We start from the raw sequence: 19,451 nt of genomic DNA on the forward strand, positions 1-19,451 counted from the left end.
GTGATACAATAAAAGCAAAAAAGGGGCCGATGACCATGAGTGGGTATGTCTACGGATACGCGCGCGTCAGCACGCAGCACCAAGAGTTGAACCGTCAACTAGATCTGCTAGAGAAACAGAACTGCAACGAAATTCTGATGGAGAAGATGACAGGAACGAAGGCTAGCCGTCCGGAATTAAACCGATTAAAAGACAAGCTGCGCCCAGGGGATACGGTAGTGGTGGAAAGCTTCTCCCGCTTGGGACGGAGCACCAAGGATCTGATTGATCTCGTCACTTACTTCGAGGATCACGACGTCAAGCTAGTCAGCCTGAAGGAGAACTTTGATACGACTATCCCACAAGGACGACTCATGATGACCGTCTTTCAGGCCTTCAGCCAGTTCGAGCGCGATCTAATTGTCGAACGCACTAAAGAAGGATTGAAAAGTGCACGTGCCAGAGGACGCAAAGGAGGACGCCCACGTGTAAACCCGCGTGATATTGAACGAGCCGTGAAATTGTACGAGAGCCAGATATACAGTGTCAAAGAAATTACTGAAATGACCGGCATTAGTAAAGCTACTCTCTATCGATATTTAAAGAGTAAGCAAAAATAACGATTGCAACATGTACCGAACGTTGCTGCAATCGAAATGCACTCATCCTGAAACAAATTATGATTTCAAGTATTAAACTTACTAAGGAAGGACTGCTGATATGGTCAAAATAACAAAGGAAGTCTATGAACAAATAAAGATTGATCTTCCAAAAATAGAGGAAAGTCTATCTTCACGAAATGGATCCGAGAAGTTATGGAGAAACTTAAGAAGTAAATATTCTATTTTATTATCTGGACTAACAAAACATGTTAGGGAATCAGGGAAAATGACTTCCGCTGGAACGGAATTTGATTACCGTCCAGAACTTGAACAATTAAAAGAAGCTATATTAGCTTATATGATTGTTAATCCAGCGGAGCAACAGTCCAATGAGGAAATTGAGAATGAAGGTAATGAACAATTAAATCAAACTACACCTCGATCTATAGATGAAATAATTAATGAAAAAATAGAAGAATCGAAGATATATATAAGATCTAAGGAATCTAAACAGAAGCAAATTGCATTAGAGAAAATTTGGGATACTTTCGAAAGATTAAAGACTATTTATGGAGAAAATAAAAAGAAGTCTGTAACTAGACTAATTGATATAGTTAGTAAAGAATCACCAGTAACAAAAGAGTTGATAAGCAGAGAATTTCAGGAATTAACACAGATAGGCAATACTTACCATATTAGACATTTCGAAAACGGAAAAGAGCCTATTTATTCGGATGATTTTAGAGAATATTTGTATTTTAGAATTTTAAGCTTAATAAGCTACTGTATAAATGAAATGAATCAGTAATCAAGAGAAAAATAACGTATTTTAAGCCTGTTTCAGATTTGAAAGTGGATCACTATCCACGAAACTGGACTAAAATGCGTTTTTTATATCCATATCTTTCGTTAAGATTGATTTTACACCTTATGATTATAAGAAATGAGTATAACCAAACCTTATTAGGTAACGCTTGTTAATTCATGTTCATTAGTCTTAAGTTATGACTATATTCTACAACGCTAAACTTTTTTATGTTCATTGAATCTGATATATATTTGTTCATATTACAATAAAAATATTAATCAGATAGCATTTTATATAGTTTAAACTGCTTTTCTTTTAGTGTCATACTTCTGTTATAGTAGTATAGTTACTACGCATTAAGATAACTATTTTACAAAAATCCAGATCATAAAGAGGGGTTATTTATGAAATACCTATTTATAACTGTATTACATAACCTAGAGTTAGGGCGCACATATAATAAAGGAATAAAGTTAGGAAATAATATACGTATTTCTAATGGTAAAGATCCGCTTGCCGATATTATCTATACCAATCCTTTAATGGAAACAATGGGGGAACATTCTTTACTTGAATTTAGCGACAACTCTACATACTTATATATCAAAGGAACATTTGAAGAAATAAATGAGGCTAGAGAATTTATAAATATTAATAAAAACGGAATAATAGTATTTAAAATGCTGAGAGAGATTCAGGCTTTTACACATAAACTTTGGTTTGTTAAAGACAATAGCATATACATTCGAGATGGATTTCTTTTAATCTATGACAAAAAAATAAATAGTGAATATATAAACGCACACTCTTTTAAAGGATCATTATCCGAAGTCATTACAAACAGGAACGGAAAAATAGAACCAGTTGTTTTTTCTGATTATGAAATTAAGAAAGCGTACAACGATTACTCTGCAGAATTAGATTTTTCTGATAACTACTGGATGTCTATAGATAAGAAAGATGAGGACACTATAGGTGGTAAATTACCCATTCCTGATATTTTTATCAAAGAAAAAGATTCTAATCGAGTTGACAGGGCAAAGTATTTTACAGTGGCTGCTAGAGCTTCGTCTATTATTCCTACTAAACTACTTAATTACATTTCAGCACTAGAGTGCTTATTTACTACATCAACCAACGAATTAGCACATCAAATATCTGAACGAGTGGCTATTTTATTAGGTGGTAATCTTGACGAACGTCTTCAGTATTATGCAGCGATAAAAACTGCATACAATTATCGATCAAAAATCGTACACGGAGATTCTATCAAAAAATATTATGAGAAGCTTGAATCAATAGAAGCAGTTTGTCAAAAAGTTGATTTTGTATTAAGAACAATCTTCTCTCACCATACAGGCATTTTTTCTAAAACAGACGAAGAAATTGATAATTGCTTTAAATATATGATTTTTAGAGATTAACTTAATTGAGAAAAAGCTAATCATTTTACCAAAATTTTACTAAAAGGGCAGATATAAATGACTGATACAACAGTAACAACTTGGATAGATATAATTAGCTATATAGATATAACACTTACTATTTTCGGTGGATGGGCCTTAATCAAAACAATTATTTTCTTATTCTTTTACTTCACTGAGAAAGATCAATACGTAGAGTGCATCTATAGACATTATGCTAATATTAGCGTTGACGAGATCCAAAGCGATTACCCAATTAGAAAAATAATTATTCTAGACGAATCAGCCACTGAATTTTTCGTTATCGGGTTTCCTGGAAAAGTTATGCGAAACATTAAGATCTATGAATGGCGGAGCATGGGATATATTACTAATCGTTTAATATATAAAAAGAAAGAAAACCTAATCGAACAAATACATTCAGACGAATATCTGCTAGTACAATGTAATTCTGCAGAAACTATTCCTGGAAACAAGATAACTTGCCGTGTAAACGGAGATTTAGTTAAATTTCATTTTGAGTTCAATGGTATATATGGAGTTCCTAGTAAAAATTATAAAAAGGTAAAGCATGATCTCTATAGTTTTTTACATCTATATTTTAGAAGCACTATTTAAGTACTCAGAGTATAGCTTAGATAAACAGAAACCTCTAAAAGAGTCAACGTCCAGTTATTATATTTTATGTTTACTTTTTTTATTTTTAGTGTCTAGTCTTCGCTAGTATTCACCAAAGTGAGAGCCTATTCTCGTATTTCATATTTTCTCTTTTTGTCCGATACTTTTACTCTCCACTATGCGACTGTTATTATTAGCGTATATCCAATGTTGGTTTTTAGGTGCACCCTAGATAGATAACAAAGAACTTTAGTTTCAAAAAAAAATTTATTAAGGTATAATGCATTATGATTTATAATATAGGAGGAAAATATGAATAAAATTAAGTATTCTAGTCACAATTTAAACGATGGTAGCGCTAACCTTGAACTTAGTATCTCTGGAAAAGATAAGGAAAATAGAGAATTAATTATAGAGTCCATTAATATTTTGATTTCTAAATTAGAGCCTAAATTCATGTATGACCAAGATACCGAAAAATATGAACAAGATCTTGAAGATCTCTTATTGTCTGTAGTAGATAAAATTGGTGATGATTTTATCTACCACGCCTTATTTGAGTCTGATATACATTATGATGAAGACAACGATGAAACGATCATTCCAATGGAAGTAAAAATAAAAGTACTATCAATGCTTGTAGAAAGTATGAAACATAAGTATTTATAGTCTGTTCTCCATACATACAAAAAAGAACCTTCGAACAAGGTTCTTTTTTTTGAGCAAATATTTCATGTAATAAATTTAAATATCACTATAGTAAGTAAGCATCTCTTTGTTAATTAATTGAGCTAAATTTCTTTTGCGAAGGATATATCGAATATTCTCTTTATCATACTCCATTTTTTTGTTAATTTCAGATTTTACTTTTTGAGAAAAAAAGTCTACCTCTTCAGATGACGGCTCAATTAATTCAGCTAAGTCTGGGTATTTATTTACTATTTTATTTTGTACTCCTGACTCTTCTTCCTTACTTTGATAAATGACAATATTATTTCTAGCTTGTTCACTAGAATCAGAACCATAACTAGTAAATGAATTCGGAGCAAAGTTGATCATATGATTGACTAAGTACTCAAAGGAATCTTCTAGCATTCTATAATAAGATAAAGATAAAAATGGTCGCTTACCTGTACTGCTTGCAATAAACGCGTACTCGGGAACAGTTGTGTGGTATCTTGCTCCATCAAGGGATACTAAAAATAGAGACTTAATCGTTAGGTTTCTATATTTTAATTTTAACTGGTTCCATCCCATTCGTACTTTTATTTGATCGATACTTAAAGCTTCTACTTCATGACGAGTTAGATCATCATTTTCTATTGAAATAAAAAAGTCAGGATTTAAATTGTATATAAAACCCTGTCGCGAATCTGAAACGCTACAGGGCAATCCTTTCATTTATTTAATCTAATATTTTTTTATAAGATGTACATTCCCTAACAATCCGCTAGGTTGAAGTGCTCTATATTGAGACAAGAAGTCTTGTTGTTGTGTACCCAAGGTATTTACTACTTCTATTTCAATATTATTTCTCTTTTCTTTGATAAAATCAGTTATGTCAAAAACATATGGTTTAGAAATCTTAGTTCCTACTGATTTTCCATTAATTGAAACAGTAGCAATTTCATAAACATTACCTAAATCTAATTCATATTTTACCTGTTCTTCAAATTCGTCAAGAATCATTGTTGTTTTGTATTTTATAATACCAGAAAAACGTGGATATAATTTTGGACCTGTAATATTAGCTAAATTTTCTAATTCAAAGTTTTCATGGCTACCTTGATTACCATTTGTACTGTGTAAAGAGACTTTCCATGGTGATTTAATTTCAAGAGCTACCTTCTTATCAAAATATTTACTGGAACTTTGCTCTAATAATTTATTATCGGAAATAATATATATTTTTGCTTCTTGCGGCACCAGAGAAAGTCTAATCCTATTATCTTTTTGAGTGCCTATGGACCATAATTTATTTTCCATAGCATCGTATTCGTAAATAAATCCTTCTTCGCTTAATTCAATTTCCGTTAGTACTTTATCATCGGGAGATTCATTGAAAAACATGTAAATGCTATTTTCCTGTAGATAATGATAATAGCGTAAGCTTTGATAGTTATTTTTTGGTAAGATATCATATATTTTTTTTTCTCTTAAAACAGTTACCAATTCTTTAATAGATACAATCTCTACTTTTTCAGATAATTCATACCTTTCAATTTCAGTAGAAATGGACGTTTCTTCACTAGTTTCTTTTGGATAATTATCAATAAAAATGATAGAGGCTCCTTTAGATAAGAGCAAGCGGATTTGTTCAAAAAAAGTTTTTGGTAATCTTTCAGCATAAGGAACGATTAATACATCTGCATGTTCACCATTCATTCCCATTTTTCCATCAGTTACTGTCAAATCTGGTAAGAAATCGATTGGTAAGATGTCAAAATCAATTTGGTGCTGTATCAACTGTTTAGCCGGCTTTTGAAATAACATATATTCTCCCGACCATTCAGCTTCTGCATGGTATAAAATAAAGGCACTTTTAGCGTGATGTCCACCATTTAATAGCTCAGCAACTCGGTTTGTATAGTTCATTAACAGTCCTAAATAAGGAAATTGTGGATTTTTATTATGTGCGTAAAAATGTGGTGGACAATCTGCATCAGGGAATGGAGACATATTGAAAGCATGTGGAACAAAATGATTTATGCCACGTACAAGCATATGATCTGTCATCCATTTCATTAAATTTAATCCTTCACTCCATCCATAAGCACCATATAATTCCACCATTGTTCTTCCTTGTTTTTTTGCGTCTAAGTGTCCTAGTGATGATCCTAGTTTGGCTAAGCCATAGTGGAAAAATTCTCCATCCCAACCAGTTGATGTGAAAGTTTTAAAATACCCTTGATCCATTCCTGGTAACAATTGGTGCAATACTACATCAATTCCCGAAAGTGTTTGATCTTTAATTCCTCGAAAAAAATGCCCCGCGCCATATCCTAAACGAGCATGAGCATTATTGTCTTCAATCAAGTGTCCAATGTATTCCACATTATGATTGGCACACCATTCTGCCAACTTCCCACTGAAGTTTTCTGAATACAATTTTGAAATAACATCCATATAATGATAACGAATAAAACTTTCCTGTTCATTCCCATTGGTCATAAGCAACGGCAATAAAAGTAATGGATCTGTTGCTAAATTTTTTGTCAGAATATCCAACATATCAGAGCGCCATGGAAGAACCATCTCCATTCGTCCAATAGATGCATCAGGTCCTTTGATATTTCCAAATCTTGGTTCATCTGTAAAAAATCCTGCAATAGTATTACCAAAATATTCCCCAATATGTTCAAAATGAGCTTGGTACACTTCCTCAATCAACACCTGTGTCGCCTCTGGATCTATAGGGTTCAAGTACCCTTCAGTAGACTCTTCTCCTCCATTAAATGTTTCAACTAGGATAAAGACACGCCAATTATCTTCAGGGATATCCCAATAAACTACACCGTCTTGGAGTTTATCAGAGATATTTATCATTGTTTTTGTATCAATTGTTTCGTAGTCAATCAATTTTGCAGCAAGTACTGCAATGATTTTTTCGTCACTTTCAGTTAACGTTGAACTCAACTGATTATTATCTGTTCCAACAGCTATAATTGTATTTCGATCTCCACCAGCTTGCCATTTTACGATAATACCAGCTTCTGCTTGTGGTCCGTGATAGTCTACTTGTGCAATTTTTAAATACTTTTTTCGTAACTCAGGATGCTTTTTAGTAATAGCGCCATTTGCATAGCCTGTAGGAAAATGAGCATCATCAAACAGCCAAACCTTCATCTTTCTTTTCGTTGCTTCATCAAGAACAATCTTTAAATCTTGCCACCATTCTTCTCCTAAAAAATCTGGATGAGGTCTTGGTTCTACACACAGTGCACCTATTCCTGCTTCATTTATTTTTTGAACATATTCTCTTATTTTCTCTTCTTTTTCACCATGCATCCACAAAAAAGGAAAAATATAATTCTCTTCTTTATTTTCTAAAACCTTTTGTAATTTTTTCATTTTAAGACCACCTATCTAAAAATTGTCAGGGGAAACAAGATTACCTGTTTCCCCTTATATTTATATAACTTCTTCTTTAATAGTTATAATGTAAGAAATAACTAAAGGTACAAAGAACGCTATTAAAGAAGCAATAATGTACGCTGTAAAACTATTATCAATTCCTTCTGGGTTAATGAATAGTGGCGCAGCAAATATTGCATTTCCACCAAAACCAAACATTTTTGCACCCATTCCTGCCGTAATACCACCAGCTATACCTCCCCCAATAAAGGCAGCAATAAAAGGTTTTTTATATGGGAGCGCTACTCCATATATAATTGGTTCTGTAACACCAAATAATCCTGTTATACCTGTAGAAAAACCAAGTGCTCTTTTTTCTTTATTTTTTTGTTTCATGGCAAACCCAATTGCAGAGCCGGCTAAAGCAAAAATAGTAACATTTAATATTGCATTTATTGGGTCGGCTCCCAGTGTAGCAATATTATTAATCAAAATTGGGATAAACGCATAATGTAAACCAAAGATAACAACTAATTGCCAAAAAGCTCCTAAAATAACGCCAGTTAGTATTGGACTGAAGTTATAAATTGATTGAGTGCCAGAAGCCAAGAAATCACTAATAATTGTCATAATTGGTCCCACTACTAAAAAGGTAAGCGGAACTGTAATTATTAGTGTAATTAACGGGGTTGCGAATAATTTAACAGTTGTTGGCATTTTATGATCAATTTTCTTTTCAATATAAGCTGCCACTGCTACACCAGCAATGATTGGAAAAACTGAATTTCCATAACTTGTTAATACCACTGGAATTTTTAAAAATGTAAGTGCAATTCCTTCATTATAAAAACTAACAATGCTAGGATAAACTAATGCCGCACCTATTGTCGCACCAATATAGGGATTTGACTTGAACTTATTAGCAGCTGAAAAACCTAAAATGACTGGCAAGAAATAAAAAAATCCATCTGCAAAAGAATACAAAATTTGATAAGTTCCACTTGCTTCTGACAAAACATTAAATGATGTTAAACCTGCTAAAACTCCTTTTATGATACCGCCAGCAGTCATAACTCCCATTACTGGGAAAATGATTCCAGAAATTAATTTAAAAAAGCGATTAAATAAATTTCCATCTTCTTTTGGTATATCGCCTTCGTCTACATCGATAGAGCCACCACCAGTTACATCCATTGTATTGACTATTTCAGTATAAACACTCGATACTTCTGTTCCAATTATAACTTGGTACTGACCTCCGGATACAGCTACTCCCAACACGCCAGGAATTTTTTTTATTTCTTCGTCATTTGCCTGCTTGTTGTCTTTTAGCACAAATCTTAATCTTGTCATACAATGAGTAACACTAACAATATTTGAATTCCCTCCTACTTTCCCAACAACTTCAGCTGCTATTTTTTTATAATCCACAACGAATCCTCCCTTTCTTTTTTTAACCTACTTAAAGAAATGTACTATTATTTTAAAAGCGCTTTTATAACACTTCCCTCATAATAAAAAGCGAATTATCAAAAAAACTAGCGCTTTCATTTGTATTATATAAATTTTTAACGTAATATGATATTATGTTTATTAACCAATATAGTTACCAAACTTAACTAAGGAGACACGATTTGAATACCGAAACTATTAAACAACAACTTTTTGAAATGACTATAAGTGAATCGAAGTATAAAAACCATTCAAATGATGATTCTCTATTTTATAGTAAGATTTCTAAAACGTTCATCGATGACAAAGAGATTTATGTCTTTAAATTTGATCAACAAATTAAAGACAAACCTAACCCTTATACTTTTAATCCAAAATTGGAAATTGTAAAACACTCTCGGTACTCTGTTATTCCCATACATATACATGATTATGTAGAAATGAACTATATTTACTCAGGGTCTTGTTCTGCAATTATCCAAGAAAAGGAGATTGTACTAAATCAAGGAGATATTTGTATAATGGACACGAATGTTCCACATACGATCATAAATGCGGAAAAAGATGATATTATTATAAATTTCCTTATGAAAAAAAGTTATTTTAATGCTTCAATGTTAAGTCGTCTTTCAAGTAATAGCATCATGTCTGATTTTTTGTTAGAAGCTATTTCAAAAAGTCAAAAACATAATCGATACATTTTATTTCATTGCCAAGAGAGTACAAAACTACCTTATTTTGTAGAAAACTTATTATGTGATTATTATGACCCTTCCTTTTCTTCGAAAGATACTATTAATGCTTATTTGGTGTTAATCTTTTCGGAATTACTTCATTACTACCAAAAAAATCAACAAGAAAGGCATAACGAAAATTCTTTAAATGATGCTAGAAAAATTCTTGAATATATAGAAGAAAATTATATGTCCTGCACATTAGAAAGCGCAGCAAAACATTTTTCTTTCCATCCAAATTATTTAAGTCGCTATATCCCTAAGCATACTGGTAAAACTTTTAAACAGTTAGTCCAAGAGCAACGTTTAAATAAGGCTGTTTTTTTATTGTTAAATACTGATTTAACAATTGAAGAAATTATTGGTGAAGTTGGATACCAAAATTACGGATTTTTCAATAAGATTTTCAAAGAACGCTATTCACTCACACCAAATAATTATAGAAAAAAATTTAAAGAATCTAGAGAGTTTTAAATTCTTCTTGTTTTTGACATTGAATATATATTTTATTCATTATTTACCAATTATGTAACATATTGTACATTAGAAAAATATAATTTAGTTAAAAAGATCTCAAATAAGTCATTTGAATATACATCGTATTTTGACTATTTATTCTCAATTAGAGGATGGGACAAGACTACTTTTGTGAAAAAAGTAGTCCCACTTTCGTTTGTTTTGATAGAGATATAGAAAAAAACACTCCCACTACTGAACAAAATAGTTCACAGTTTTGGGAGTGTATTTTTTTGAGAGACCTTTTATCCCAGCCTCAATTCAATTCTTTTTAAAAATTTCTTGCACATATAAATTAAACCTATATGATATTTACACAAGTTTCTTCTCTGTCAGCTTTTTGATTCGCCGATTGTAAAATTAAGCTAGACAAATAAAAAAGTCATTCGTGGTACACTCAAAATGTATTTCCGACCAAAGAAAACATAGGAGTGATCACGAATGACCTACACCCATCTTACCACTGAAGAACTTGTAATGATAGAAGCTTATTTTCATCAAAAAATTTCTGTATTGAAAATTGCCATCTACATTGGCCGTTCACGTCAAACGATTCATAACGTAGTTACTTTCCTAAGGAAAGGCTACACGGCTCTTGATTACTTTAAACAATACAAAGAAAATAAGAAGCGCTGCGGTAGACATCCTATTACCTTACCCAATGACCAACAAGAATGTATTCAAAAGATGGTTGCTCAAGGATGGACTCCAGATGTGATTATTGGTCGTGCAGAAAGGTTCATCGCTTGTTCCTCACGCACCTTGTACCGACAGTTCAAACAAGGGTTCTTTGATCAAACAACTCTTCCTATGAAAGGAAAACGTAAACCAAACGGTCATAAAGAAAAACGAGGGAAACAAGCTTTCAAAAGAAATATATCTGAAAGATTAACGGATTATCCTCAATTTGAAGACGAGTTTGGTCATTTAGAAGGAGACACTATTGTTGGCGTTCATCATAAAAGTGCTGTAATCACATTGGTTGAACGGATTTCAAAAGCCATTATTACTTTGAAGCCCAATGGGCGTAAAGCACAAGATGTTGAAGAAGCTATAAACAACTGGTTCCAATGTATTCCAAGAAATCTCTTCAAAATCCATTACATTTGATTGTGGAAAAGATTTTTCCAACTGGAAAACCATTAGTAATTTAAATGATGTTGCTATTTACTTTGCTGATCCAGGAACTCCATCTCAGCGAGCTTTAAACGAGCATTCTAATGGACTGCTTCGAAAAGACGGTTTACCGAAAGAAATGGATTTTAACCAAGTCGATCAATCTTTTGTCTCTGCAGTCGCTTCAGTAAGAAATCAGATCCCAAGAAAATATTTACAGTATCAGACACCGTTAGAAGTATTTTTAAATTACATTAATGAGTGGGAATTGTCTAACTTAATTTGACAAACGAAAAGAAGAAAAAGAGAAACCAGATAATTGGTTCCTCCTCCTAAATCTTATTCATAAGAATACTTATTCTCAATTAGATAAATCTTCACCATTATTGGCAATAACTTTTTTGGTGGATTTTATAATGAAGTTAGCCACCGCTAACTAAAAGACGCCATGTGAATTTCCTGTTATATTGAAGTTACCACTAACTCTCAATAGACAAGGATGAATTCACATGACGCAAACTAAGAATAACATAGATTCACGTAAGGGAAAACACCTTTCTTATGCCGAACGCTGCCAAATAGAGGTCCTAAAAAGAGAAGACTATTCAAACCGACAGATAGCTGGAGTTCTTGAGCGAGCTCCACAAACGATTCATAATGAAATCAAAAGAGGGACCATTACCCAATTAAAACGCCAAAAACAAAATGGCAAAGTATATGATTATTATGACCCTATTTATAGTGCTGATGCGGGACAAGCTCATTATGATAAAGAGCGCTTAAACTCTGGTAGACGGCCCAAATGGGCCGAAACAGATGCTTTTATAAACTGGGCTGATGACAAGATGCTTCATGAAAAGTGGTCCCCAGATGTTGTAGTTGGTTTTGCCCTGAAACAAGGCTTGTTCCATTCTACGATTGTTCCTTGTACGACCACATTATACCAGTGGATTGATCGAGGTATTATGAAAACAACGAACTTAGATTTGCTCGAAAAACTGTCTCGCAGAATAAAAAAACGAGATCATAAACCGAATCTTAATAAGCGAGTATTCGGGAAATCCATAGACGAACGTCCAGAAGTCGTTGGAACGCGAGAAACATTCGGTCATTGGGAAATTGATACTGTCGTAGGAAACAAAATGAAAACAGATGCCGTTTTACTGACGTTAGCCGAAAGGCAAACGCGTTTTGAAGTCATCTTAAAATTGAATGGAAAAGATGCTCATTCAGTTGATCAAGCCGTCCATGGATTGCGAGAACGCGCTGGAGAACACTTTAGTACGTTTTTTAAGACTGTAACTTCCGATAATGGTTCTGAATTTTCAGGATTAAACGAAGCCCTGCAAGATGTAGTGGATGTTTATTTCAGTCATCCTTATACTTCATGGGAGCGTGGGACAAGTGAGAACCAACATAAACTGATCCGCCGCTTCCTTCCCAAAGGGAAGTCAATAGCTGATGTGAGTGAAGCTCAATGTCTACGAATTCAACAATGGATGAATGACTATCCTAGAAGAGTCTTAGATTACCAAACACCACATGACTGTTTCGTAAAAGCTTTCCAGCAAGAACTCACAACTGCTTGATTCTGGGTACCTTAACAAGCAGGACTCCTTCAGTTCAATAGCTAGATATTATGACGTAAAACTGAGTAACTACAAGTGGCTAACTTAAACTTGAATTTTACAGTTATTTTTTTTTGTGTTTTTTTGAATTAGAGTAACAGTTTTTCTTTTCTTTTCGTTTTTATAAGTGTAATAAGGAGGAGGTGAATAATATGTCATCATCAAATGTGAATGTTTCAATCAATTACGGTATTTTAATGGTGGTTGAAGAAGTCCAAGAATATCTAAAAACAGAATTACAGATTCAAGCAACTCAACAAGACATTATCGAAAATGCCATTGTTGCCCTACAAATAGAATTAAAAAAAGCAAATGAACAACCACATAATGATAAAAACTAATTTTTAAAATGTTTTGGGCACGTTTTGCCTATAGTTAGTTTGTAATTTGAAATCGTATTAGAATTGCTTTTGAAAATATTATATATAGTTAAAAGAGCAGGAATTTCATAATACAATTGGAATTCCTGCTCTTTTTATTAAAATGATTAAAATTAATCTAAAAAAGGACACTACAACTTTATAACGAATTGTAGTGCCCTTGTTTTCTTATTTACTGTCTGAGAAATCAAATTCTAGTTTGTTATTGTGTATTTTCAATTTCGCATTAAAGATGTACCCTTTTTTGCTTTTAAATCCTTTTATCAAACTTGTCTCTTTTTTCGATAAAAGATCTTTTATATTTGTCTTAGTCAATGTTTTGCTACTCCATTTTTTAGGAAGAGAAAACTTACAGCCATTACTATACCCAGTACAACCATAAAATTTTCCTTTATCAATAATGTTACTATTGCATGAAGGACACTTTCCTATGGCGTCATTTTGATCAATCTTTTTAGCGTGTTCTTTGATATGGCTATGCTCGAAAGTTTCAGGAACTTTTTCGGCCAAGTGAGTAATAAAATTTTGAATACTCTTTAAGAAAGCTTCTTGTGTACCTTGTCCATGCCGAATATTTTTGAGGTATTTCTCCCACTTAGCAGTCATTTCAGAATTCGCTATTTCGTCATTTTGAATAACTTCGCAAAGAGTCGTACCTTTTTGCGTAACATAAATCTTATTTTTTTGAGTTTTGATATATTCTTGTTTTTTTAGCGTTTCAATGATATTGGCTCTGGTGGCTTCTGTTCCAATCCCCTCCGTTTCTTTTAGTATTTCCTTGTTATCTTCATCTTCAATGGTTCGCCCTACGTTTTTCATAGCCGTGATGAGAGTACCTTCTGTATAGTAACTTGGAGGTTTTGTTTCACCTTTTTTATGAAATGGGTCTGTTCGAAAGAGTTCCCCAGCTTCAACTGAGGGCAAAAATTGTTCACTTTCGCTGTCCTTACTTTCTTTGCTTATTATTTTATATAATTGTTTCCACCCTAAATTTTTCTCTACTTTACCAGTGGTTTTGAATAAAACGTCATTTGCTTTTGTTATAATGGTTGTTTCGTTATAAACATAAGGCTCTTCAAAAATGGCTAATGTCCGATATAAAACGAGTTGATAAATATTCCGTTCTTTTTCGGATAAACTCTCTAATTTCGGGAGTGTCTTTGTTGGAATAATAGCAAAATGTTCTTGGACCTTTTCCCCATTTACATAGCGTTTATTTTCACTCAATTGCGGATGTCTAATCGCTTCTCCTACTAAATCTAAGTAGTAAGTTAAGTGATCTTTTAAGTAATTAAATTCTGGTGTTCCAATATAATTCGTGTCGGTTCTGGGATAAGAGAGATATTTCTTTTCGTAAAGTTTTTGAACGATAGCTAAAGATTCTGAAGCTCCATAGCCGTATTTTTTATTGGCTGCTGCTTGCAGGTCTGATAAGCTAAACAATTTTGGTGCATAGGTTTTCTTTTCTTCGACTTTTACATCTTCTATCACACCAGTAACGTCTTTAGTCAATTCATGATTTTCTTTAAATTGCTGTAATTCCTCTACAGTATCAAATCGTTCTCTATACTTTCCTTGATATTCTCTATTTTGATCAGTAAACGTAGCATATAATTCATAAAATGGTTTGCTCACAAAGCTCTTTATTTCTTGGTTTCGTTGGTAGATCAAATAAAGGGTTGGTGTCTGGACACGGCCAATACTAAAAACGCCTTTTAAGCCATTTCGTTGCATGTATAAGGTGTACAAACGAGAAAGATTTATCCCTACCAACCAATCGGCAATTTGTCTTGTTTCTGCTTCTTTATAGGTAGAATAAAAGTCTGCCCCATCTTTTAAGTGCTGAAAACCTTTTTTAATTTCAATTGTTTCTAGGGAATTGATCCAAAGTCTTTGAATTATCTTATGGCTGTTCCCGGATAGATTGATAATCAAACGAGCAATTGCTTCGCCCTCACGATCACTGTCCGTTGCGATAATGATCTTATCAGCCTTATCTAGCAATCCCTTTACAATTTTGTATTGTTTTGATTTTCCCTTAGAAACTTGAAATTGATAATGTTCAGGGAAAATAGGCAGCATATCTAGTTGCCACTTTTTCCAATCAGAATTATATTTCTCAGGTTCATACAAAGATACTAAATGTCCGTAACCATAAGTAATGGTTGCGTTTGGCAGATCGTTATCTGTTACATTGTAATAACCGTCTTTTTTCTCTACTTTAGCAAAAGCGTCTGTATAAGCTTTTGCTTGGCTTGGTTTTTCCGCTAAGATAACTGTATTGCCCATCAACTCACTCCCTTCTCAATGCTTATTTATTTACTCGTGGCGAAAGAGTTAAATCTCCATTTTCTTTCTTAACATCTTCATTAGCTGCTTTCAATTGATAATCATCTTCATTTTCTGTTACTTCGAAAGAAAATGATTCTTCTTCACCATTTTCTTGAAAAGTAATTACGTTATCTACAATTTTATAAGTATATCCAAGTTGGAATCCTAACATTTCAAAAGTAACAGTTTCTTCTCCAAATTGAGCAGTATAAGCTTCGCCATTGGTTGAAACAACATTCCATTCTTTTGATTGTAAATCACTTTGAATGTCTGTACCGCACCCTTCTAAAGTAATTAATGCTATTAGAGTAAGTAAAATAAATAAAACTTTCTTCATAGTATTTCCTCTCCTTTTTAACGTAACATGCGGTGAACTACGGCTCTTGCCATCCCTGAACCTGCTCGACCTGCTCCACTTGAATACCAAATACTTTTCACAATAGATGGACCACTAATGACTAATGCACCGCTACCGATTAAGGCTGGTAATTTACCCCAAACCGTATCTGTTTGCATAGTGATTGCCTCTGTAAAGAGTAGCATGGACAATGTTAACACAATGATTGTAACGGTATGAGATAAAATATCTCGCCACCAATTCTCCATAAAATTATAATTTTCTGTTACAACAGATATAGCGCATAGAGGTGATAAAATTTCATCTATGAGGAGTTGAGCTTGTTCAATAAACAGTTTTATGACGAAAAAACCTATAACAACAAATATAAAAAGCCAAATAACAACTTGGCTAATACCTGCACTAAAAACGTCAGGTAAACTGTCAGCTTGTAAAGTATTAACTAAACTACTTGTCGTCAGTTCACCCATATTTCCAATAAAGTAATTTCCTATTGGCTGTACAATATAATTCATAGTTAATGAAATAACTAAAGGCATAATGACAAGTAAAGCACTCGCTTTAACTGATCTGACAATTGTCCACCAGATATTCGCTTCTTCGCTTCCCTCTGATTCCGATAAAAGTTGAGTAATAACTTTTCCTAAACAAACGGATACAAGTAGAATACCGCCAAAGAAGACAAATAAATTATAAGCGTCTAAAGCGTATCCTGCTAAACCATCATAATTAAATAAGGAATTTTGTAAAAATTCAATAAAGAGGTTAATTAAATCTTTTAACCAGTCTACAAATACCTCTGTAATTTTATCGCCAATATTGTCGAAACTAGGCATATATTAATCACTCCTTTTACTCTTCAAATGCTGAAAAATAACTTTCTCCGTCACTAAATTCTGCCATTGTTTGTTCCATTGCTTCTTGTTTCCGTCTTTCTTTTTTTGCATGCTCTTTTTCTTCTTTTTCTTTGGCTTTTTCAGCTAATCTATTCTTTTTATTTTCTTCTCGTTCTATGTGCTCACGTTCAAATTCAGCTTGCTTTTCATTTAAACGTTCAATCTGTGCAGGATTTGTATTTTTTTCATATTCAGTTTGATTTAGCAATCGTTCCGGCTTTGGAAATAGTTCGAATTGATAGGCTTTTTTAACCTTCATGGGTGGCCGGTTTGCAAAGATAATTAGCTCTGTATCATCTGCCATACTTTTTACTTCGCCTGCGGTCATTAAATCACGAGCGGTGTACGACTCATTGTCTGAATGACTGGTACTGCTCCCCTCTTGTTTAGAGTTTTTTGAAGCACTCTTGTTACTTGTGGCTACCTTAACAGTCGCCTTACCTAGTAAATCGGAAAAATATTTGGCTGTAGTGTTATTCGCAGCGTTCATACAAATTTGAATCGAACAATTCCCTAAAATACTTTCTGCTTTCTCTTTATTATATTTGTCTTGTAATTGTGTAAGAGTTTGAATAATTGTTGATACTCCAATGCCATAACCACGACAAGTGGCCAAAAACTCTTCATAATTCGTAAATTTCCCTAAGTTAACAAATTCATCCAGGATAAAATTAACAGGAACAGGTAATTTTGAGTGGTGATTGGACGCTAACTCATACAGCTGATCAAACAGCTGTGAAAAGAAAATATTGGTTAGCCCTTCCCAACTGGTATCCATGACTGGAATAATGACATAAAGCATTGTTTTCTTTTTGCCTATATCTTGTAAGTTGAAATCACTAAAACTTGTAAATTCAGCCACTGTATTATTAATGTAGTCCGAAATAGACGTCAGCAAAGAAACAATAATGCTTCCTTTCATATCCCCACGAGATTTTTTATACCCTAACTCGTACAATTTCCGTGCAGGATGATTTAATTCAAGAACTGAAAAAGCCTTGTCTAGATCACTTTCTTCGTCATCTGTATCGGATTCATTTTTTTCTTGCAAGAAATTGACCAGTCCTGCCATATTACGGTTTTTAGGTTCTAATTCATATTTTACATAAAGAATTAACGCTGAGAGCAAAGATCGTTGCGAGTAATACCACACATCTTTTTTACCATCTTTATTGGAGCTATCCACGATTTTTGTGGCTACATTCGTTGCATTGACATCACTATTCACATAATCAATAGGATTGTAACGATCAGAATGTTCCATTTTGCTAAAGTTCAAAACATGAACGTCATATCCTTGTCTTTCTTTAAAATCTGCGGTATTTTCGTAAACTTCGCCTTTAGGATCGGTTACCACAATGCTATTTTTAGTTTCGTTCAATACGTTAGTAATCACGAAACCTTGTGTTTTGTAAGAACCTGGTCCGCCGACTACCATAATGTTACGGTTTGGCTTGCTTTCTGTTGGTTGAATAATGTAGTCGCTTTTTAATTTCCCTAAAATAGTGCCTGTCATACAGAAAACCTACCTTTCTAGCGATTTTTGAAATTCACTCTGAACTTGCTTTTTACTTTTTTTAGTAAAGTTCTGATTATCCACCACTTCTTGTGGTCTGCCCCAACGTGCTGATCCATGATAAGCATTGCTTTCTTCGGTATCCCAACCCTCTTTTTTTACCTTTCCCATATGAGTAAAAACGGAATAAATGAACACTACACCCGTTCCTAGAATAAAGAAGGGATTTTTTTGTGCCCAATTTGTTTGAATATAATCTCCTAAATGGGTAAACGTCTCTTTCAAATGAGTTCCTATAATTTCAGTATTGATCGCTAATTTATATTCTGAAAGTGTGTAAATGACTTCAAGTGCTGCAATCAATAAAGCTTCTAAAAAGAGAAAAGTAACGACTATCCATAAAACTTTTTTAAGAATCCCTTTCATCTTGCTCTTATCGTTCATATCTAGTCTCCTCGTTCCTGGTTAGCTATTTGTTGGTGTTCCACTAAAGACGTCTACTTGATCGATTAAGTACTGCCCTTTTTCTTCGCTTAGATGAATTAAGTAAACATTTTTAAATACAGTAGGTTCGTTATCTTCTACTTGGTAATGAATATCTGTGACAAATACAAACGAATTATCTTCTAATGGATTCACATAGGTTTTATAGTTTTGAGTACTGCTGTTAATAGAAATGGTTGGAGCTTCCGTTCCGCCTGCGCCACTTAGTTGTTCAATAGTGCTAGGCGAAAAATAGTTTTCCATATCTTCAAAACGAGATCGGTAATTGTCGGTATTGTAATTTAAGTAATCCGCAAACGCGCTATTAACAAATTTCGTTTTTTTAGCTATATCAGCAGTATTATTTCCGCTGTTTTGTACATTCAGCTGTTCTTCTAAGTGTGCGATTTCTTCTTGATTGGTTTGAAGATCAGTTCCCTTTTGCTGATTATCTTGATAAAGACCATAGATAGAGATAATCGCTAAAAGAAGCAAGACTGATTCAACCATCATAATGATCTTTGTTTTCATATTCA

General features: G+C 33.4%; 17 protein-coding genes and 1 pseudogene. 9 read left to right on the plus strand and 9 right to left on the minus strand.

Annotated features, from left to right (window positions below):
* The first annotated feature begins 35 nt into the window (after window positions 1-35).
* The 5 genes from ACEN4I_RS09135 (at window position 36) to ACEN4I_RS09155 (ending at window position 4,100) form a co-directional block, all read left to right on the plus strand.
* Entirely contained in the window at window positions 36-599 is a 564-nt protein-coding gene (locus tag ACEN4I_RS09135) for a recombinase family protein (protein ID WP_407123617.1), read from the plus strand.
* A gap of 100 nt (window positions 600-699) precedes the next feature.
* Window positions 700-1,389: a hypothetical protein gene (locus tag ACEN4I_RS09140; RefSeq protein WP_407127724.1), complete on the plus strand. Its 690-nt coding sequence runs from the start codon at window positions 700-702 to the stop codon at window positions 1,387-1,389.
* 404 nt (window positions 1,390-1,793) lie between these two features.
* Window positions 1,794-2,813, plus strand: coding sequence for a hypothetical protein (locus ACEN4I_RS09145; RefSeq protein ID WP_407123667.1), 1,020 nt, complete (start codon window positions 1,794-1,796; stop codon window positions 2,811-2,813).
* 57 nt (window positions 2,814-2,870) lie between these two features.
* Window positions 2,871-3,431, plus strand: a complete 561-nt coding sequence (locus tag ACEN4I_RS09150) for a hypothetical protein (RefSeq protein ID WP_407123665.1) — start codon at window positions 2,871-2,873, stop codon at window positions 3,429-3,431.
* A 312-nt stretch (window positions 3,432-3,743) separates the two neighbouring features.
* Window positions 3,744-4,100, plus strand: coding sequence for a hypothetical protein (locus ACEN4I_RS09155; RefSeq protein ID WP_407123663.1), 357 nt, complete (start codon window positions 3,744-3,746; stop codon window positions 4,098-4,100).
* A gap of 75 nt (window positions 4,101-4,175) precedes the next feature.
* Here ACEN4I_RS09155 and ACEN4I_RS09160 read toward each other — a convergent pair whose 3' ends face one another.
* The 3 genes from ACEN4I_RS09160 to ACEN4I_RS09170 are packed head-to-tail and all read right to left on the minus strand — an operon-like array spanning window position 4,176 to window position 8,936.
* Window positions 4,176-4,832, minus strand: a complete 657-nt coding sequence (locus ACEN4I_RS09160) for a hypothetical protein (RefSeq protein ID WP_407123662.1) — start codon at window positions 4,830-4,832, stop codon at window positions 4,176-4,178.
* Between the two features lie 9 nt (window positions 4,833-4,841).
* Window positions 4,842-7,502, minus strand: coding sequence for a glycosylhydrolase-like jelly roll fold domain-containing protein (locus ACEN4I_RS09165; protein WP_407123661.1), 2,661 nt, complete (start codon window positions 7,500-7,502; stop codon window positions 4,842-4,844).
* A gap of 60 nt (window positions 7,503-7,562) precedes the next feature.
* Entirely contained in the window at window positions 7,563-8,936 is a 1,374-nt protein-coding gene (locus tag ACEN4I_RS09170) for a PTS transporter subunit EIIC (protein ID WP_079650441.1), read from the minus strand.
* A gap of 203 nt (window positions 8,937-9,139) precedes the next feature.
* Between ACEN4I_RS09170 and ACEN4I_RS09175 the strand changes: the two genes are divergently transcribed.
* From ACEN4I_RS09175 to ACEN4I_RS09190, 4 genes and pseudogenes are all read left to right on the plus strand, one after another.
* A complete protein-coding gene (locus ACEN4I_RS09175; RefSeq protein WP_407123658.1) occupies window positions 9,140-10,165 on the plus strand; it encodes an AraC family transcriptional regulator in 1,026 nt (341 codons plus the stop codon).
* Window positions 10,166-10,648: 483 nt separating this feature from the next.
* A pseudogene (locus tag ACEN4I_RS09180) lies at window positions 10,649-11,609 on the plus strand (IS30 family transposase).
* Window positions 11,610-11,832: 223 nt separating this feature from the next.
* Complete coding sequence (locus ACEN4I_RS09185) at window positions 11,833-12,912, plus strand: IS30 family transposase (protein WP_079650439.1); 1,080 nt, start codon at window positions 11,833-11,835, stop codon at window positions 12,910-12,912.
* Between the two features lie 191 nt (window positions 12,913-13,103).
* Window positions 13,104-13,292, plus strand: a complete 189-nt coding sequence (locus tag ACEN4I_RS09190; protein ID WP_407123657.1) for a hypothetical protein — start codon at window positions 13,104-13,106, stop codon at window positions 13,290-13,292.
* A 207-nt stretch (window positions 13,293-13,499) separates the two neighbouring features.
* Here the strand turns inward: ACEN4I_RS09190 and ACEN4I_RS09195 are convergent, their stop codons facing one another.
* The 6 genes from ACEN4I_RS09195 to ACEN4I_RS09220 are packed head-to-tail and all read right to left on the minus strand — an operon-like array spanning window position 13,500 to window position 19,446.
* A complete protein-coding gene (locus ACEN4I_RS09195; protein WP_407123656.1) occupies window positions 13,500-15,620 on the minus strand; it encodes a DNA topoisomerase 3 in 2,121 nt (706 codons plus the stop codon).
* Between the two features lie 22 nt (window positions 15,621-15,642).
* On the minus strand, window positions 15,643-15,999 hold the full coding sequence (locus tag ACEN4I_RS09200; RefSeq protein ID WP_092093208.1) for a hypothetical protein: 357 nt from the start codon (window positions 15,997-15,999) through the stop codon (window positions 15,643-15,645).
* 17 nt (window positions 16,000-16,016) lie between these two features.
* A complete protein-coding gene (locus tag ACEN4I_RS09205; RefSeq protein WP_092093205.1) occupies window positions 16,017-16,856 on the minus strand; it encodes a conjugal transfer protein TrbL family protein in 840 nt (279 codons plus the stop codon).
* 16 nt (window positions 16,857-16,872) lie between these two features.
* Window positions 16,873-18,432, minus strand: coding sequence for a VirD4-like conjugal transfer protein, CD1115 family (locus tag ACEN4I_RS09210; protein ID WP_407123653.1), 1,560 nt, complete (start codon window positions 18,430-18,432; stop codon window positions 16,873-16,875).
* A 9-nt stretch (window positions 18,433-18,441) separates the two neighbouring features.
* Window positions 18,442-18,876, minus strand: a complete 435-nt coding sequence (locus ACEN4I_RS09215; protein WP_131832545.1) for a hypothetical protein — start codon at window positions 18,874-18,876, stop codon at window positions 18,442-18,444.
* A 21-nt stretch (window positions 18,877-18,897) separates the two neighbouring features.
* Window positions 18,898-19,446, minus strand: coding sequence for a hypothetical protein (locus ACEN4I_RS09220; protein ID WP_131832546.1), 549 nt, complete (start codon window positions 19,444-19,446; stop codon window positions 18,898-18,900).
* Between the last annotated feature and the right edge of the window lie 5 nt (window positions 19,447-19,451).

Source organism: Desemzia sp. FAM 23990 (genome assembly GCF_045528485.1).
Taxonomy (GTDB): Bacteria; Bacillota; Bacilli; order Lactobacillales; family Carnobacteriaceae; genus Desemzia.